Annotated in this window: 15 protein-coding genes; 7 read left to right on the top strand and 8 right to left on the bottom strand. The window is 59.7% G+C overall.

Annotated features, from left to right (window positions below; all coding sequences use genetic code 11):
• Positions 1-109 precede the first annotated feature (109 nt).
• From YH62_RS16860 to YH62_RS30155, 4 genes are all read right to left on the bottom strand, one after another.
• Positions 110-304: a DUF2933 domain-containing protein gene (locus tag YH62_RS16860; protein ID WP_046795391.1), complete on the bottom strand. Its 195-nt coding sequence runs from the start codon at positions 302-304 to the stop codon at positions 110-112.
• Positions 301-2526, bottom strand: coding sequence for a copper-translocating P-type ATPase (locus tag YH62_RS16855; protein WP_082118391.1), 2226 nt, complete (start codon positions 2524-2526; stop codon positions 301-303). Before YH62_RS16855 ends, YH62_RS16860 begins: the two co-directional genes overlap by 4 nt.
• Positions 2527-2540: 14 nt before the next feature.
• Complete coding sequence (locus YH62_RS16850; RefSeq protein WP_046795389.1) at positions 2541-3998, bottom strand: multicopper oxidase family protein; 1458 nt, start codon at positions 3996-3998, stop codon at positions 2541-2543.
• A 73-nt stretch (positions 3999-4071) separates the two neighbouring features.
• The gene (locus YH62_RS30155; RefSeq protein WP_137326594.1) at positions 4072-4425 is read right to left on the bottom strand and encodes a hypothetical protein; all 354 of its coding nucleotides are present in this window, start codon (positions 4423-4425) and stop codon (positions 4072-4074) included.
• A gap of 212 nt (positions 4426-4637) precedes the next feature.
• On the opposite strand from YH62_RS30155, the gene YH62_RS16840 reads away from it, so the two are divergent.
• Positions 4638-5105: a cytochrome c gene (locus YH62_RS16840; RefSeq protein WP_052760449.1), complete on the top strand. Its 468-nt coding sequence runs from the start codon at positions 4638-4640 to the stop codon at positions 5103-5105.
• Positions 5106-5226: 121 nt separating this feature from the next.
• Here YH62_RS16840 and cueR read toward each other — a convergent pair whose 3' ends face one another.
• From cueR to YH62_RS16825, 3 genes are all read right to left on the bottom strand, one after another.
• Positions 5227-5667 (bottom strand): Cu(I)-responsive transcriptional regulator, encoded by a 441-nt coding sequence (cueR, locus tag YH62_RS16835; RefSeq protein ID WP_046795575.1) that lies wholly within the window; start codon positions 5665-5667, stop codon positions 5227-5229.
• 55 nt (positions 5668-5722) lie between these two features.
• On the bottom strand, positions 5723-8203 hold the full coding sequence (locus YH62_RS16830; protein ID WP_046795386.1) for a heavy metal translocating P-type ATPase: 2481 nt from the start codon (positions 8201-8203) through the stop codon (positions 5723-5725).
• Positions 8204-8627: 424 nt separating this feature from the next.
• Positions 8628-9185 (bottom strand): Crp/Fnr family transcriptional regulator, encoded by a 558-nt coding sequence (locus YH62_RS16825; RefSeq protein WP_245282114.1) that lies wholly within the window; start codon positions 9183-9185, stop codon positions 8628-8630.
• A gap of 67 nt (positions 9186-9252) precedes the next feature.
• Here YH62_RS16825 and YH62_RS16820 point away from each other — a divergent pair, with 67 nt between their 5' ends.
• A complete protein-coding gene (locus YH62_RS16820; RefSeq protein ID WP_046795385.1) occupies positions 9253-9777 on the top strand; it encodes a periplasmic heavy metal sensor in 525 nt (174 codons plus the stop codon).
• A gap of 7 nt (positions 9778-9784) precedes the next feature.
• Here YH62_RS16820 and YH62_RS16815 read toward each other — a convergent pair whose 3' ends face one another.
• Positions 9785-9985, bottom strand: a complete 201-nt coding sequence (locus tag YH62_RS16815) for a heavy-metal-associated domain-containing protein (protein ID WP_046795384.1) — start codon at positions 9983-9985, stop codon at positions 9785-9787.
• A gap of 154 nt (positions 9986-10139) precedes the next feature.
• On the opposite strand from YH62_RS16815, the gene YH62_RS16810 reads away from it, so the two are divergent.
• From YH62_RS16810 to YH62_RS16790, 5 genes are all read left to right on the top strand, one after another.
• Positions 10140-10514: a hypothetical protein gene (locus tag YH62_RS16810; protein WP_052760439.1), complete on the top strand. Its 375-nt coding sequence runs from the start codon at positions 10140-10142 to the stop codon at positions 10512-10514.
• Positions 10515-10611: 97 nt separating this feature from the next.
• Complete coding sequence (locus YH62_RS16805) at positions 10612-11013, top strand: FixH family protein (RefSeq protein ID WP_137326599.1); 402 nt, start codon at positions 10612-10614, stop codon at positions 11011-11013.
• Positions 11010-12419 carry an efflux RND transporter periplasmic adaptor subunit gene (locus tag YH62_RS16800; RefSeq protein WP_046795382.1) on the top strand — a complete coding sequence of 470 codons (1410 nt, stop codon included), beginning with the start codon at positions 11010-11012 and terminating at the stop codon, positions 12417-12419. Before YH62_RS16805 ends, YH62_RS16800 begins: the two co-directional genes overlap by 4 nt.
• Positions 12416-15577 carry a CusA/CzcA family heavy metal efflux RND transporter gene (locus YH62_RS16795; protein ID WP_046795381.1) on the top strand — a complete coding sequence of 1054 codons (3162 nt, stop codon included), beginning with the start codon at positions 12416-12418 and terminating at the stop codon, positions 15575-15577. The genes YH62_RS16800 and YH62_RS16795 overlap by 4 nt, the downstream gene beginning before the upstream one ends.
• A complete protein-coding gene (locus tag YH62_RS16790) occupies positions 15574-16029 on the top strand; it encodes a DUF411 domain-containing protein (protein WP_046795380.1) in 456 nt (151 codons plus the stop codon). Before YH62_RS16795 ends, YH62_RS16790 begins: the two co-directional genes overlap by 4 nt.
• The last annotated feature ends 443 nt before the right edge of the window (positions 16030-16472 follow it).

The following is a 16472-nucleotide window of genomic DNA, read 5'->3' as shown; positions in this document are numbered from 1 at the left end:
TCGGGTCGCAAGTTTACCGATGGCGCGAGTGTCTCGGAAAAATTCTCCGGCCAATTGAACCCTTTCTGCCGGCACAGACATCGTGGTCCGGTTGCCCGCACTCCCTAGATCAAGAGGTGCGATCCTTATCGTCGTGACCTCCATGTCCGCCATGACCATGGAAGAAATGCATGAGCGGGCAAGCCAGAAGGAGGAGATAAGGAGCGAGGCCCAGGGCATTGGGCCAGTGTTCCCAAAGGATGAAAAAGACGATGATGACAGCGAGCGAGGTTGCCATCAGGAACCATACGCGCGACGAGTTCATAGCTTAGTGCTCCGAAGCCTGAGGGAATTGCCGATGACGCTGACGGACGACAGCGCCATGGCGGCAGCGGCGATAATGGGTGACAGTAGAATGCCGAAGGCCGGATAGAGGACGCCCGCCGCAACCGGGACACCGGCTGCGTTGTAGATGAAGGCGAAGAAGAGATTCTGGCGTATGTTCCGCATGGCGGCTCGGCTCAGTTGCTGGGCACGCGCGATACCTTGAAGATCCCCCTTCAGGAGCGTGACGCCCGCGCTCTCGATCGCCACGTCGGTGCCCGTTCCCATGGCGATGCCGACGTCGGCGGCCGCGAGGGCAGGGGCATCGTTCACCCCATCCCCGGCCATGGCGACGATCCGGCCTTCGCCACGAAGGCGAGAGACGATCTTGCTCTTGTCCTCCGGCAGAACCTCCGCCTCGACTTCCGAAATGCCGAGCTTGTGGGCAACCGCCTGGGCGGTGGTCCTGTTGTCACCGGTCAGCATCACCACCCGAACGCCTCCCGAGACGAGCGACCGGACGGCTTCCGGCGTTGTCGCCTTGATGGGGTCCGCAATCGCGAACAGACCGGCCAAGGCGCCATCGGACGCCATGAAGATCACGGTCGCACCTTCGTTTCGCAATTCCTCCGCCTTCGAAGCCAGGCTGGACAGGTCGATCTTCGCCTCGCCCATGATGCGATGACTGCCAATGATGAGCTTCTTGCCCTCGACCGTACCCGTCACGCCCCTGCCGACCGGACTATCGAAATCCTGGGCCTCGCCGAGAACGACGTTGCGTTCGGTCGCGGCGTTGACGATAGCTAGTGCAAGGGGATGCTCACTGGACCGTTCAAGCGTCGCCGCAAGTCGGAGCAATTCGGTCTCGGATATGCCCTCGCGGGGTACGATGGCAGTGACTTTCGGTCGTCCTTCGGTCAGCGTGCCCGTCTTGTCGACAACGAGCGTATCGACCTTCTCGAACCGTTCCAGAGCCTCTGCGTTCTTGATCAGCACGCCAAGTCCGGCGCCGCGCCCGACGCCGACCATGATCGACATCGGCGTGGCGAGCCCGAGGGCGCAGGGGCAGGCGATGATCAGGACCGCAACCGCCGCAACAAGCCCATGGGCAAACCGGGGTTCGGGGCCGATCAGCATCCAGGTGGCGAAGGACGCGATGGCGATCGCGATCACCGCGGGAACGAACCAGCCGGACACTTCATCCGCCAAGCGCTGGATGGGAGCCCTTGACCTCTGTGCCTCGGCGACCATCCGGACGATCTGCGACAGCATTGTGTCGCTTCCGATCTTTCCAGCCTCCATGATGAAGCCGCCGGTCTGGTTCATCGTCCCGCCGATCAGATTTGCGCCAACCGTCTTCGTGACGGGCATGGATTCTCCGGTGATCATGGACTCGTCGACGGAACTGCGTCCTTCCACCAAAGTGCCGTCGACCGGCACCTTTTCGCCAGGCCGAACACGCAGCCGGTCTCCAACAGCGACGGCATCGAGACCGATATCCTCGTCAGTGCCGTCGGCTCTCCCGCGCCGCGCCGTCTTCGGCGCAAGATCGAGAAAGGCTCGGATTGCCCCGCCAGTCTGCTCGCGGGCGCGCAATTCAAGAACCTGGCCCAACAATACGAGCACGGTGATTACGGCGGCGGCTTCGAAATAGATTGCCACCGCGCCTTCAGAGGACCGGAACGTCTCAGGGAAAATACCCGGCGCGACCGTGGCGACGACGCTATAGATCCAGGCAACGCCGGTGCCCATGGCGATCAGCGTGAACATGTTGAGATGACGCGTCACGACGGACTTCCAGCCGCGTTCGAAAAACGGCCAGCCGGCCCACAGAACGACAGGTGTCGCCAGAAGCATCTGCATCCAGTTCGAAGTCTGTTCGCCTATCACCATGTGCAGGTTGGTAAGATGCCTGCCCATCTCGAGGACCAGGACCGGCAGGGTCAAGACCAGACCGATCCAGAATCGGCGCTGCATATCGACGAATTCCTGGCTCGGCCCAGTGTCGATCGCAGGCGTTTCCGGTTCGAGGGCCATACCGCAGATCGGGCAATTGCCCGGGCCGATCTGCCTGACCTGGGGATGCATGGGGCAGGTGTAGACGACGCCTTCTCCAGCGGATGGATCTTTTTTTGCTTTCAAAGGCTCGATGGGCGTTGTGCGTCGGGTATGATCCCGATGATGATCGTGATCATGAGCGTGTCCATGGTGGTCATGCGCCATTGTCAGACTCCTGATTAGATTGCTCCGTCATAGGCGACGAACGTCATCATGCCGGTGGCCATGTGGTAGAGGTGATGGCAATGAAGGGGCCAGCGGCCGGGGTTCTTCGCATCGAATTCGACCACTACCTCGGTCATCGGCGGCACGTGTACGGTGTCTCGGACAGCGCCGGCCAACGGCTTGCCGTTGGTTGCGACGACCTGAAAATGATGACCATGCAGATGCATCGGATGCGCCATCATCGACATGTTCTGCATTGCCACCCGTACTCTCTGCCCTTTTGAAACGATGAGCGGTTCACTCGCTTCGAGCTTCCAAACGTAGTTCATCATGCCTCCGGTTAACGCCAAGCCATAGTTATGGTCGGCGGTCCGTACGGGAAGGGGAGCCACCGCCCTGAGCTGCTGTTCCAGGCTCAGATCGAGAGCAGGCCCAGGCTCACGGGCGGTCGCACTAAATTTGCGGATCTCGGCGTCTTGCGTGGCCAGTACGATGCCGGTCCGCTCCTTTGAACCCTCTCGCAACGCGAATATGGGGAAGGCGCCGGCACCGCCCGGAAGCGTCAGCCGGATGTCCAGCCGCTGTCCCATCGAAATCGGGAACCGATTTCCGGAGACTGACGCAACCGCATTTCCGTCTACCGCGACAAGATTGCCCGTGACGCTGCCGACGTCGACGGTGAACGCGGTAGCGGTCGCCCCATTGATAATGCGCAGGTGTACCTGACCGCTCTTCTCGACCCTTACGACTTCAGGATCATCCAGAGTTCGGTCGTTGGCGAGATAAGCGTCGTACTCGATGTCGTTGAGATCCATGGTCGGCATGCCCGTCATCGGCATACCCGTCATGGGCATTTGATGTTGCCCTTGCATGTTCGACATCTGCCCCATCATGCTCCGATGATCCATCGGCATGCCGTTTCCATGCCCTGAACCGGCGCCCTTCAATTCCTCCAGCAGTTCCTCGGGGGACTTGAAGGAGAAGTCGTGAAGCAGGATCACGACCTCCTGTTCGTCACGGGCGCGGTCCTCCGATGTCCGGACGATCAACGGTGCAGCCAGCAGGCGCTGCTCCTGGAGGGTATGTGCGTGCATCCAGTGCGTGCCGCCAGGGCCGACGGGGAATTTGTAGTTCCGGCTTTCTCCCGCGGCAAGCAAAGCGGCTGGATTGTCCGGAACGCCGTCCATCTCCCATGGCGGCGTCAGGCCATGCCAATGGATCAGAGTGCCCTCGGTGGTGTCGTTGACCAGACGGACGTTGAAATCCGTGCCCGCATCCAGAACCAGACCCGGTTTTCCAGTGCGGTCGGCCAATCCGAAGACTGAAGCGGACTTGCCGTTGATATCCAAGGTTCGGGTTCCGATAACCAGATCGGTCGGAACGGGGGCTGCGTAAGCGTGAGCTGAGTTGAGGATTGGCGAGACGGCTGCCGCACCCGCGGCGAGCGTCTTCAGGAATTGACGGCGATACATGAGTTGCCTCTCGATCTATGTCGCCATTGCGACGGTGATGATGATGGGGGGCTCACCGCACCGGTAAGCGTCATCAGCCGATGGTTCGAGGGGGCTTGAAGTCGGGCGAGGGTTCTTTGCCGGTCAGATGATCATGCAGATTGGCAATTCGGCCCGGCCCGCTACCAACATCCGAGCTATCATTCACCGGAGACGGAAAGGCGAGGATGCAGACTGCGCAAATGCTGCTGCTGCAAGCTTGATCACCAAGTGCCGCTTTTTGCCTTGGATGATCGTCGCCTTTATGATCGTGATCGATCGATACAGTCTGTTCCGCCGAGCACAGCTGACGAGCGGCATGGGAAGCAGGCGCACCGAAAAGAATAGCGAAGGCGAGCAGCGCTGCGCACATTCTCCAAATCAGTACTTTCTGCTGGCCCAACGCCATGGTGTTCAGCTCATTTTCGCCTTATGGCCATCTTAGAAGTTCCCCGCGTACCTGCTTTGATCTTCGTCAAGCAGGCGTTCGACGAACCGTGAACACGGCCTATGATAAACCAACTTACGATTAGAATGCCCCTTCCAACGATAGGAAGGTCAAGTGCCCTTTTGACGTTGCTCTGCGTATTGGCGAATTCTCTCGCCGCAAACGGGCAGACCATGCCGGTTGTGGCTGAGCGGCAGACGGACATGAAAGAAATCGCAGGCGCTGCAAAGACAATCTCCGACATGTTCAAAACGCCCGAAACCTATTCGGCCGAGAGGTTCAAGGCGGCGGCCAGGACGATCAGCGACCGGGCCGATCGGCGTCTCGTCGATCAATTTGCAAAGGTGACCGTGGCCGAGGGATCGAAGGCTACGGATGTGATCGCAACCGATCATGATCGGTTTGCCGAGCTGGCTAGAGACCTAAAGACCTATGCGGATGCTTTGTCTTCGGCAGCCGAACGGCATCCGGAGGCCATGTCCGATGATATGCTCATGAAGCAGGGGGAGGCGATCGGGGGCGGTCCTCTCGGCACGCGCGTGAGAAGCCAGGCATCGATGTCCAAACTGTCGGCGGAGCATGCGTTTCATTTGATGCTTCAGACCTGTACGTCCTGTCATTCGCGATTTCGGTCTCGATGAGGTCACCGCAGGCGAAGGGCTTGTATTGCAATAGGTCGAACGACGCGAAGCGACTTGCCCGCTTCGGAAGCAAGCGGTCAGGCTCCACCTAAAGCCGTATCTATTCGCCAACTTGCACCAATCAAAGTGCGTGGACGCCAAACTTGGCATCGATCGCGGGCAGGTCGTTATCGGGTGCTTTCGCGATCTCATCGATAATCGGGCAATCCGGCCGCTCGTCACCATGGCAGTGATGAGCCAGGTGTTTCAGCGTCCTCGACATCGCCTGAATGGCTGCTGCCTTCCGTTCCAACTCTGCGACATGCTCCAACGCGATGGCTTTGACGTCGGCGCTGCTTCGGGATTTATCCCGCCACAGGGCGAGGAGCGTCCTCATCTGTTCGACGGAAAAGCCTAGGTCTCTCGCCCTTCGGATGAATTTCAAGGTATGAATGTCGTTGTCGCTATAGGTCCTATAGCTGGCCTCGGTGCGATGCGCCGGGGTGATAAGTTTGATCTGCTCGTAGTAGCGGATCATCTTCGCGGAAACGCCGCTGGCCTTGGCCGCTTGTCCGATGTTCATGATCATCTCCTTTCGACGATGGCTGCCCGGCGAGCCGGACAGCCAACGCAGGTTGTCAGGGATTTACAGCGCGGAGCCGCAATGCATTGCCAAGCACGAACATGCTCGACATCGCCATCGCGGCCGCCGCAAAGATCGGCGACAGCAATGTGCCGTTCACCGGATAAAGGACCCCGGCAGCGACCGGGATCAGGCTGACATTGTAGGCGAAGGCCCAGAACAGATTCTGCTTGATGTTCCGTATGGTCGCCTTGCTGAGCGCAATTGCCTTCGGCACGCCGTTGAGGTCGCCGGACATCAGCACGATATCGGCGCTCTCGATCGCGATATCCGTGCCGGTACCGACCGCAAGGCCGACATCCGCCTCGGTGAGAGCAGGAGCATCGTTGATACCGTCGCCGATGAAGGCCACCTTCCGCCCGCCGGTCCGCAGGCGCTTGACCGCATCCACTTTTCCTTCAGGCAGGACCTCGGCCACGACCTCGTCGATGCCGAGCTGGCGGGCGATGGAATCGGCCGTGCGCTTGTTGTCGCCGGTGACCATCGCAACCTTCAATCCAAGCGCATGCAGTGCCTTGATCGCGGCAGGCGTCGTCTCCTTGACGGGATCCGACACCGCAATGATTGCGGCAAGCTTGCCATCGACTGCGGCATAAAGTGGTGACTTGCCCTCGTCGCCGAGTGCCGCAGCTTTTGCGGCGACCTCTGACACGTCAATTCCTGCCTTCTTCAAGGCGCGGTCCGCTCCAACGAGAACCTTCCGGCCGTCGACAATGCCTTCGATCCCGAACCCGGGAGTGGCCTGAAAATCTGTCACCGGCTGGAGACCGATCGCCTCGTGTTTGGCTGCTGCGACGATCGCCTCGGCAATCGGATGCTCCGACAACGCTTCCACGCTGGCGACCAGCCGCAGCACCTCAGCCACAGTGTAGCCGTCGCGAACGACCAGGTCAGTCAATTCCGGGCGACCTTTTGTGAGGGTACCGGTCTTGTCCAATGCAACGACATCGGCCTCCCGCAGGCTCTGGAGGGCTTCCCCCTTCCTGAACAGGATGCCGAGTTCGGCCGCCCGGCCGGTGCCGACCATGATCGATGTCGGCGTGGCAAGGCCCATGGCGCACGGGCAGGCGATGATCAGGACAGCCACCGCGTTGACGAGCGCAAAGCTCAGCGCAGGGGAGGGACCAAGAACGTACCAGGCAGCGAAGGTCAGAGCCGCCGCCAGGATCACCGCGGGTACGAACCAGCCCGTGACCTTGTCGACCAGAGCCTGGATTGGGAGCTTTGATCCTTGAGCAGCCTCGACCATCTTGATGATCTGCGCCAGGAGGGTGTCGCCACCCACCTTGGTTGCCTTGAACGTGAAGGATCCCGTCTTGTTTATGGTTGCACCGACAACCTCCGCGCCGACGGTCTTCTCGACCGGCACAGGTTCGCCCGTGATCATGGATTCATCGACGAACGAGTTGCCCTCAACGACGGCACCATCGACCGGTATTTTCTCACCCGGTCGGATACGGAGCACATCACCTACGACAACATCGGCAATCTCCACTTCTACGAACTGGCCATCGCGCAGCGCGAAGGCCGTCTTGGCCTGAAGTCCGATCAGACGCTTGATCGCCTGGCTCGTTTGGCCCTTCGCCCGTGCTTCAAGGAAGCGACCCAGCAGGATAAGCGTCACGATGACCGCTGCGGCTTCGTAATAGACGTTTGCCGTACCTGATGGCAGCAGGTTCCGTGCAAAGGTCGCGACCACGGAATAAAGCCAGGCTGCCGAGGTGCCGAGGACGACCAGCGAGTTCATATCCGGCGTCCACCGCAGCAGATTGGGAACGCCCTTGCGGAAGAACCTCAGACCCGGTCCGAACAGCACGATAGTCGCCAAGATGAACTGGAGGTAGAGGTTGTTCTGCATCCCGATGGTATTCATGATCAGCTCATGAACGCCGGGAATGAAGTGCGAACCCATCTCCAGCAGAAACAAAGGCACCGTGAGCACCGCCGAAAAGATCAGCAAGCCCTTCAGCGTGGCGATCTCTGAAGTGCGGCGGTCCTGGGTCTCGTCAGAGATCATTGAGTTTTGGAGACGACGGACCTCATAGCCGGCTTTCTGGACGGCTGCTTCAAGCGCCATCATGTCGGCGGCACCGGCCGTAGCGCGCACAGTTGCCCGTTCGGTTGCCAGGTTGACCGTGGCTTCCACCACGCCCGGGACCGCCTTCAGAGCTTTCTCGACGCGCGCGACACAGGAGGCGCAGGTCATACCCTCGACGCCAAATTCCTGTGTGACGAGCTTTGGCTCGTAACCAGCCCGCTCGATAGCCTTCAGAACCGCCTGCGTGTCAGGCGTGCCACTGAACTGAACGGTCGCACGTTCTGTGGCCAGGTTGACGTTCGCCGACATGACGCCGGGAACGGCAGCAATCGCCTTCTCAACGCGTACAACGCATGAGGCGCATGTCATTCCCTCGATACCGAAATCGGTGGCGGCCGGTAGGGAAGAAACTGGGGTGATCTTCGATATCGCAGTCATCGGAGGTGTCCTTTTCCTTAACTGCATAGATAGGTAAACCTTCCCAACATGGTAAGGTCAAGAGGTGTTTGAAGGATTGCCGTTCGCAAAATCTTTGGCCGATCCGCAGGACAATCTTGCTGGCGACGCTTGCGGTCATTCCGCTGTACCCGAGTGCGGAACATGACCGATCAGGCGAGAACGAACCTCGTGTCGGCACCAATGAATGACGTGGTTGCTTCGCGCCACGGCTGACGTTCTCGTCGGTCTACTCGGACATCGCCAGGACGGTTACGGCAATCGACGCGAACACCACTCCAATCCAGATCAATTCCCGTGTCGCGGTTCTCACGACAGCCGGCCGAGCGCGCCTTTTCGGCCGCAGCCGATGCTGCCGGACGAGTTGCACGTTATGTCGGAATGTCTTCTTGCGCCCGGACGTTTTTCAGCCCTCCAATTTTCGATGTTGCCGGGCCCGCCGCTTTGCGAGTTCGCGGTAGAGTGCCTCGGGCGAAACGCCGATCTCTGCGGCAACCTGGCGCCATTCACCCTTTGCTGGCCTGCCGTCGTCGTTCCAAGCTATCCAGGCATCAAGCCGCGCTGAGACGGTCCTTAGGGTGGCGATTTCCGATCGTTTCCTGCTGTTTTGCAGCTCATTCGATAAATGCATGGACCACGCCATTGCAGAGCCGGGCTGGCTGTTCAGTAGATTCCTAACATCGCCGACCGGCACGCCTGCGACTTTGGACGCAGCGGAGGCAACCCCATCGCAATGATATCGATCCGTGAATAACGATGCTTCGGCAAAGATGGTGCCCGCGGTTGCGCGCTGTAGGACGGCCATGTCGCCATCGTTCTGAATGCGGACCAAGTTCAGACAACCCTCAAGAACCACGAAGATGAACTGCACTTGATCGCCACGATGGAACAGGTGCCCCCCTTTGGGGACAGACTTGTTTAGCGTTGATCCGGCGATCAACCGGTCTAGTAATGACGATGACATGATCGCTATCATGTCGCCCGAGTGGTGTTCGTGGCAAGGTCGTTCCGTCACACAATCCGAGGTTCCCATGAAAAACCACGCTCTGGTATTCGCACTTTTGCTCCTCCCGCTCTCCGCATGGGCGCAACAAGCCCATCGTGATCACATATCGCCCTATGCCGGGGAGGAAGAGCGCGACATCAAAAGTCTTTCTGCAGACGATGTTGCCGAACTGAAGCGAGGCGGCGGCTGGGGATTGGCGAAAGCCGCCGAACTGAACGGTGTGCCCGGCCCGAGCCATGTCCTTGCGATGAGAGAGGCGCTTGCGCTGACGCCGACGCAACTGAGGACGGTGGAAGAATTGTTCGCGAGGATGCAGAAGGCGGCCATTGACGAGGGAGAACGCCTGAATTCGTTAGAGGCGAAGTTGGAAACTCGCTTTCGATCCGGGTCGATCGACGAGGTCCAGCTACGGCAGCAGCTGAACGGGATCGAAGCGAGCAGGGCAAACCTCAGGTACATTCATCTGGCGGCGCATTTGCAACTCGCTGACGTCTTAAGTCGCGATCAGGTCGTTCGGTACAACGAGCTGCGCGGCTACGCAGCTCGTTGACGGTTGGTCACTTCGAGAGCGACGGCGTGTATCCGGCATCGGCGATGGACGCACTGATCACCTCCGAAGCTATCTTTGTCTCCACGGAGACCGTTTTACTGTCGAGATCGACCTTTGCCGAGGCGTTCGGATCCGCCATTCTGATAGCCTTCTCCACGGTGCTCGCGCAGTGGCCGCAGGTCATGTCCGGGACTTCGAATTTGTACATTGGGGTCTCCATTCAGCTTGACCACTCCAATGTGGAGTTTCCAACGGTGGGAGGGTCAAGAGCGATCTGAAATTTTCTGGCCGCGCCACCTGGTCGCGGCGACTTTAGCACACAACCACTTCACACCGTCGCCGCCATGTGCGAACATTCATGCATGGTCGCGGTCATTGCGCTTCGGCGCTTCTTATTGCTGTTTGCCTTGCTCGGGGTGCTCTTCGCCCCCGCGAGCCTTGGTACGGCTATGGCGACCGTGGCTTCATCGGCTGACGGCCAGATGGAGATGGCCGGAATGCCGGAAACAGACGCCGGCATGCCCTGCTGCCCCGAAGAAAAGCCCGTGAAGAAGCCGGACTGCGGAAAACCCTGCCTTCTGGCGCTGGTTTGTTCGACTAGCCTCGTCGCGAACCTCTCCCCCGCTTTGGAATGGACGATCGACGTCGCGCTGGGCGACCAGATTTATGCCCCCATGCGGGAAAGCCTCCACCTGTCCGCCATTTCGGAACCTCCTGCGCGACCTCCGAAGGCCTGATCTCACACAAATGACATTCGAAATGGCCGCCCGATCGTCGGAGCGGTCTGACGTCAACGTCCGGGCGACGCCGAGCGCGCGCTCAAGTGAGATTCCAATGAAGACGATTATTTACAGCGTTCGTGTGGCTGTCGCCGCACTCCTGATCAATGCTCCCGCAGTCGGCGCCTTTGCTGCAGCCAATGATTATGAATTCCAGCTTGTCGAGTCCGCGGTGGACCAGGGCCCGGAAGCGATTGTGGCCGTTCGGTTGAATGACAAGCGGACGGGCAGACCGGTTCCCGATGCCGTCATTTTCACCACGCGGATGGACATGGCTCCTGAAGGAATGGAAGCCATGACGACAAAGGTGGAACCCGTCCCGTCCGAGGAGCCAGGCGTCTATAGGTTCAAAACGAACCTTTCCATGGAGGGCGGCTGGCGCTTCAAACTGGCCGCGAAGGTCCAGGGCGAGGCCGAGACGGTCCAGGGTGAACTCGTTCTGCAGGCCAAGCCGTGAGTATCTCCCGTTTTCTCCTCGGCACCGCCACGCTCGCCGTCGTTGGAGCGGCGGGCTATGCGGCCGGAACAAATGGTGTCGGCCAAGGGCACGTCGCGGCCTTTCTGGAAGGCGTGGCTGTCGCCGCGCCATCAGAAAGCGCCGGGAGCGGCAGGATCATCTACTATCGGCATCCCGACGGGATGCCGGAGTATTCGTCAGGGCCTAGAAATACGGATGATGGGCGCCCCTTCAAGGCCGTGCTGGAAAGCGAAGACATCAGCTTCGACCGCGCCGATGTGCCGCCGCAGGTCAACAAGGCGGAACGCAGGGTCTTGTACTATCGCAACCCCATGGGACTTCCGGATACCTCACCGGTTCCGAAGAAGGATTCCATGGGAATGGACTACCTGCCCGTCTATGAGGGCGAAGAAGCGGATGCGGGGTCAATTCGACTATCGCTCGGCAAGCTCCAGCGAACCGGTGTCAAAACCGCCATCGCCGAACGTCAAATCATTCAGCGCAAGATACGTGTGCCGGGCACAGTCCAGTTCGACGAGCGGCGTATTCAGGTGGTTGCCATGCGTACCGACGCCTTCATCGACGATGTCGCGAACGTAACGACCGGTGACCAGGTGTCTCGAGGCGATCGGCTCTTCTCGTTCTATTCGGGTGATATTGCTCGCGCGGCGGCAGAGTTTGCCGCGCAGATCCGGGGCGGAGCCGAAGCCGACCTGAACGCCGGAGGCGGGCTGCAGCTTCGAAATCTCGGCGTGCCGGAGGACACGATCAGAGGGATTGCCAAGGATCGGGCGGTTCCGCGGTCCTTGCAATATTATGCCCCGAGCAATGGGGTCGTGCTGGAACGGCCGGCCACGACCGGCATGATGGCCGAAGCAGGCGATGTCCTCTTCCGCATCGCCGACAGCTCCACCGTCTGGGTCATAGCCGACGTGCCGGAGTACGATCTTGCATCCGTAAAAGCCGGCCAACCGGTCACCGTGAAACTGGCCAACCTGCCGGGCGAGGAGTTCCACAGCACCATTGGCCTCATCTATCCCGATGTGCAGGCACAGACCAGAACCGCAAAGGTTCGCATCGAGCTTCCCAATCCCGACGGCCGGTTGCTGGCGAACATGTTTGCCGAGGTCGAGATAGCGACCGGCAATGACCAGCCGGTTATCGCCCTTCCGTCCTCCGCCATCGTGGAGACTGGCAGCCGACAGGTCGTTTTCGTCGACAAAGGGGAGGGCCGGTTCGAACCCCGTAACGTGAAACCGGGTATACGCGGAAACGATCTGTCCGAGGTGAAAGAGGGCATTGAAGAGGGCGAGAAGGTCGTCATTTCCGCCAACTTCCTGCTCGACGCCGAAAGCAATCTTACCTCTGCACTCAATGCAATGACGCCCCAGGAGGTAGAGCCATGATCGCCCGCGTCATCGCATGGTCTGCTCACAACCTGCTGCTGATCTTTGTCGGAGCGGCGTTGGCGATAGCGGCTGGAGTTTATTCGCTCCGGACGCTGCCGCTGGATGCAATTCCTGATCTGTCGGATGTCCAGGTGATCGTCTATACGGACTATCCCGGGCAAGCGCCGCAGGTGGTTGAAGACCAGGTCACCTACCCGCTGACGACGTCCATGCTGACCGTCCCGCGGTCGAAGGTCGTGCGGGGCTTCTCCTTCTTCGGTGTCTCGTTCGTCTACGTCATCTTCGAAGATGGAACCGATCCCTATTGGGCACGCAGCCGAGTGCTTGAATATCTTAACGCCGCGGCCGGCCGTCTGCCGGACGGCGTCGCGCCCAGTCTGGGTCCCGACGCAACCGGCGTCGGCTGGGTGTACCAGTACGCGCTGATCGCCAAGGAACTGTCTCTGGCCGAACTGCGATCGCTTCAGGACTGGGTTGTCCGCTTCGGTCTTTCCAAGGCGGAAGGCGTTTCGGAAGTGGCCAGCGTCGGCGGCTTCGTAAAACAGTATTCGGTCGTCGTGGATCCGATCCGCCTGCGTGCCCAGAACATTACCCTCAAGCAAGTTGCCGAGGCTGTCCGGGCCAGCAATCGGGATGTCGGCGGCCGGACTGTCGAACTTTCGGAATTTGAGTTCATGGTTCGAGGCAGGGGGTACCTGCAGGGCATCACCGATATCGAGAACATCGTTCTCATGACGGAAAACGGAGCAGCGCTTCGGCTTCGTGACGTTGCGCGGATTGAGGCCGTTCCCGATGAACGACGTGGCATTACAGAGCTGAATGGCGAGGGGGAAGTCGCGAGCGGTATCGTGCTTCAGCGCTTTGGTTCCAATGCCCTTACCGTCATCGACGGAGTGAAAAAGAACCTGGAGGCAGTCGCGAAAAGCCTGCCGTCCGGGACCGAGATCGTCCCGGTCTACGACCGCTCTGAACTGATCAATGCTGCAATCGAGACCCTGAAGGGCACTTTGATCGAGGAGTCCATTGTCGTCGCCCTGGTGACCATCGTCTTTCTTCTCCATGTCCGGAGCGCCTTGGTCGCAATCATCATGCTTCCGATCGGCATTCTGATTGCCTTCATATCGATGCGGATGTTGGGGATCGGCGCGAACATCATGAGCCTTGGCGGGATCGCCATTGCCATTGGGGCGATGATCGACGCCGCAATCGTGATGATCGAAAACGCACACAAACACCTTGAACGTGCCCCCCCTGACAAGAACAGAACTCAGGTCCTGATCGATGCAGCGAGCGAAGTTGGGCCCGCGCTATTCTTCAGTCTCCTCATCATCACGGTCTCCTTCCTGCCGATCTTCACTCTGGAATCCCAGGAGGGGCGACTATTCGGTCCGCTGGCGTTCACCAAGACGTTTGCGATGGCGGCTGCGGCGCTTCTTTCCATCACTCTGGTGCCCGCCCTGATGATCGTGTTCGTTCGCGGCAAGATCGTGCCCGAGCATAGGAACCCGATCAATCGGTTGCTGATTTGGCTCTATCGACCGATTATTGCCACGGTCCTTCGGGCAAAAACGATCACGATCCTGATCGCGTTGGTCGCGCTGGCCGTGACAGTATGGCCGGCACGACAGATCGGCAGCGAGTTCATGCCCGCGTTGAACGAGGGCACGCTCATGTACATGCCAACGACCCTGCCGGGTCTATCCGTCACCAAAGCGGCGGAGCTGATGCAGACACAGGATCGCATCATCAAATCATTTCCTGAGGTGAAGACGGTTTTCGGCAAGGCTGGGAGGGCCCTGACGGCGACCGATCCCGCTCCGACCGAGATGTTCGAGACGATCATTACCCTCAAGCCGAAATCTGAATGGCGGCCCGGCGTGACCATCGACAGCCTGAAGCAGGAGATGGATGCCGCACTTCAGTTTCCAGGTGTTTCAAATGCCTGGACGATGCCGATCCGCGCTCGCATCGATATGCTCTCAACCGGCATCCGCACACCTGTCGGCGTGAAGGTCTTCGGCACCGATCTCAAGGAAATGGAGCGCATCGCGCGAGACATCGAAGCGGTTTTAAAGACCGTATCGGGAACATCAAGCGCCTATGCCGAGCGTGTGATCGGCGGATATTACCTCGATATCATCCCAGACCGCATCAAACTCGGACGATATGGTCTGACCGTGGACGACGTCCAAGAGGTCATCGGAATGGCTCTGGGGGCGGAAGTCGTTACATCGACGGTGGAAGGGCGCGAGCGGTATGGGGTGACCGTCCGTTATCCGCGAGCGTTCCGAAGCGATCCCCAGGCAATCGCCCGCGAGGTTCAGGTGGCAATCCCGGGTGGTGGATCCGTTCCATTGGGGGAGGTGGCGGAAGTAAACCTGAGCCGGGGAGCGACCAGCATCCGAACCGAAAATGGCCAGCTTGCGGTCTATATCTTCGTCGATATCGCCGGCCGGGATCTCGGAGGCTATGTTGCCGATGCGCGGGACGCCGTCGCCAAAAGCATTGAACTGCCACCGGGCTACTCTGTCGGTTGGAGCGGCCAGTTCGAATATCTGGAGCGTGCCAAAGCCAGGCTGCTCATCGTCGTTCCGCTCACCCTCGCGCTGATTTTCCTGCTGCTTTACCTGAACTTCCGTGCGCTGACCGAAACCTTCATCGTAATGCTCTCATTGCCGTTCGCGCTCGTCGGCGGCATCTGGCTGATGTGGTGGTTGGGCTTCAATGCGTCCGTGGCAGTTGCAGTCGGTTTCATCGCATTGGCGGGCGTGGCCGCTGAAACCGGCGTTATTATGCTGATCTATCTCGATCACGCGCTCAAGGATCGGCAAGAGGTATGCGGCAGAAGCGGTAAGACCCTTACCAGGACCGACCTGCATGAAGCGATCATGGTGGGCGCCGTCGAACGTGTCCGTCCCAAGATGATGACTGTCGTCGCCATCATGGCCGGTCTCGTGCCGATATTATGGAGCACAGGGACGGGCTCCGAGATCATGCAACGCATCGCCGTCCCGATGATCGGCGGAATGGTCTCTTCGACGATCCTCACGCTCGTCGTCATTCCCGCCGTCTATGCGCTCGTGAAAGGCTGGCGCTTACCGAAAGTCCAGCCGGAGGAAACCCAAAAAACATCTATGAAAGGAGTTCTGGCATGAACAGGAGACATTTTATCTGCTCGGCCATCGTCGCGGTCGCGGTGGGCAAGTCCGGTGCGGCATTTGCATCTCAGGCGAAAATGACGGTGTACAAAGACCCGACATGTGGCTGTTGCGGCGCTTGGGCTGACGCCATCGCAGAAGCGGATATTGCGGTGGATGTGCAAGAGGTCAGCGATCTCGATGGGATCAAGCGGAAATACGGCGTCCCGAAGGAATTGGAGGGCTGCCATACGGCTATCCTTGGTTCCTATGTCGTTGAAGGACATGTTCCCCTGGAAGCGGTCGAAAAGCTCATTTCTGATCAGCCAGAGATCGCGGGGCTCGCTGTCGCGGGGATGCCGCGCGGGTCGCTCGGAATGGGCACCGATCCCAACGCCTCCTACGATGTCGTGGCGTTCAAGAAGGACGGCAGCAGCGAGGTTTACATGCGAGTTCGGCCGAAGGGATAAAAATCGGCGTTCGCCGCACCTCCGGCAGCAGGATAAGTCGGCGGTGCCGATCTCTCGCGATCGCGGCGCCGTCCGGGTAAAATCAAGTCGCTGCGCGGCAAGCATGCCGGGCATCGAAGGGGGTTCTTCGGGTGATAGCGCGGGGTTGGCCGCACCACGGGCCTGGCTGAAGCGGCCTAATAGCCACAGAGACGTGTTAGCTTCTTTCCGATGTTGAATGGACCGGTTTGGAAAGCCGTGTGTCCGCCCAGGCGTCCATATCCTGCACATAATAGAGGGGAATGCGCCCGCTATACTGCATGGCCGGACCGCCGCCAGATGGCCGCGCCTTTCCGATCGGAATTTTCCGATTTCCATAAGGTGAGCTTCGCTCTCCTTGTTCTGGTCGGCTGCGGCTGACACCTTGCCGATCCCTGGGGGAGCCAAGGGGTCTTCCCCCTTGC

Origin of the sequence: Rhizobium sp. LC145 (assembly GCF_001005825.1) — a bacterium.
Taxonomy (GTDB): Bacteria; Pseudomonadota; Alphaproteobacteria; order Rhizobiales; family Rhizobiaceae; genus Neorhizobium.
Note: the sequence above shows the minus strand (reverse complement) of the source record. Positions and strands in the feature narration are given on the sequence as shown.

Bases quoted from the DNA above. Each gene is read 5' to 3' on its own strand.
- YH62_RS16860 (WP_046795391.1), bottom strand. From the start codon at position 304: ATGAACTCGTCGCGCGTATGGTTCCTGATGGCAACCTCGCTCGCTGTC.
- YH62_RS16855 (WP_082118391.1), bottom strand. From the start codon at position 2,526: ATGGCGCATGACCACCATGGACACGCTCATGATCACGATCATCATCGG.
- YH62_RS16850 (WP_046795389.1), bottom strand. From the start codon at position 3,998: ATGTATCGCCGTCAATTCCTGAAGACGCTCGCCGCGGGTGCGGCAGCC.
- YH62_RS30155 (WP_137326594.1), bottom strand. From the start codon at position 4,425: ATGGCGTTGGGCCAGCAGAAAGTACTGATTTGGAGAATGTGCGCAGCG.
- YH62_RS16840 (WP_052760449.1), top strand. From the start codon at position 4,638: ATGCCGGTTGTGGCTGAGCGGCAGACGGACATGAAAGAAATCGCAGGC.
- cueR (WP_046795575.1), bottom strand. From the start codon at position 5,667: ATGAACATCGGACAAGCGGCCAAGGCCAGCGGCGTTTCCGCGAAGATG.
- YH62_RS16830 (WP_046795386.1), bottom strand. From the start codon at position 8,203: ATGACTGCGATATCGAAGATCACCCCAGTTTCTTCCCTACCGGCCGCC.
- YH62_RS16825 (WP_245282114.1), bottom strand. From the start codon at position 9,185: ATGTCATCGTCATTACTAGACCGGTTGATCGCCGGATCAACGCTAAAC.
- YH62_RS16820 (WP_046795385.1), top strand. From the start codon at position 9,253: ATGAAAAACCACGCTCTGGTATTCGCACTTTTGCTCCTCCCGCTCTCC.
- YH62_RS16815 (WP_046795384.1), bottom strand. From the start codon at position 9,985: ATGTACAAATTCGAAGTCCCGGACATGACCTGCGGCCACTGCGCGAGC.
- YH62_RS16810 (WP_052760439.1), top strand. From the start codon at position 10,140: ATGGTCGCGGTCATTGCGCTTCGGCGCTTCTTATTGCTGTTTGCCTTG.
- YH62_RS16805 (WP_137326599.1), top strand. From the start codon at position 10,612: ATGAAGACGATTATTTACAGCGTTCGTGTGGCTGTCGCCGCACTCCTG.
- YH62_RS16795 (WP_046795381.1), top strand. From the start codon at position 12,416: ATGATCGCCCGCGTCATCGCATGGTCTGCTCACAACCTGCTGCTGATC.
- YH62_RS16790 (WP_046795380.1), top strand. From the start codon at position 15,574: ATGAACAGGAGACATTTTATCTGCTCGGCCATCGTCGCGGTCGCGGTG.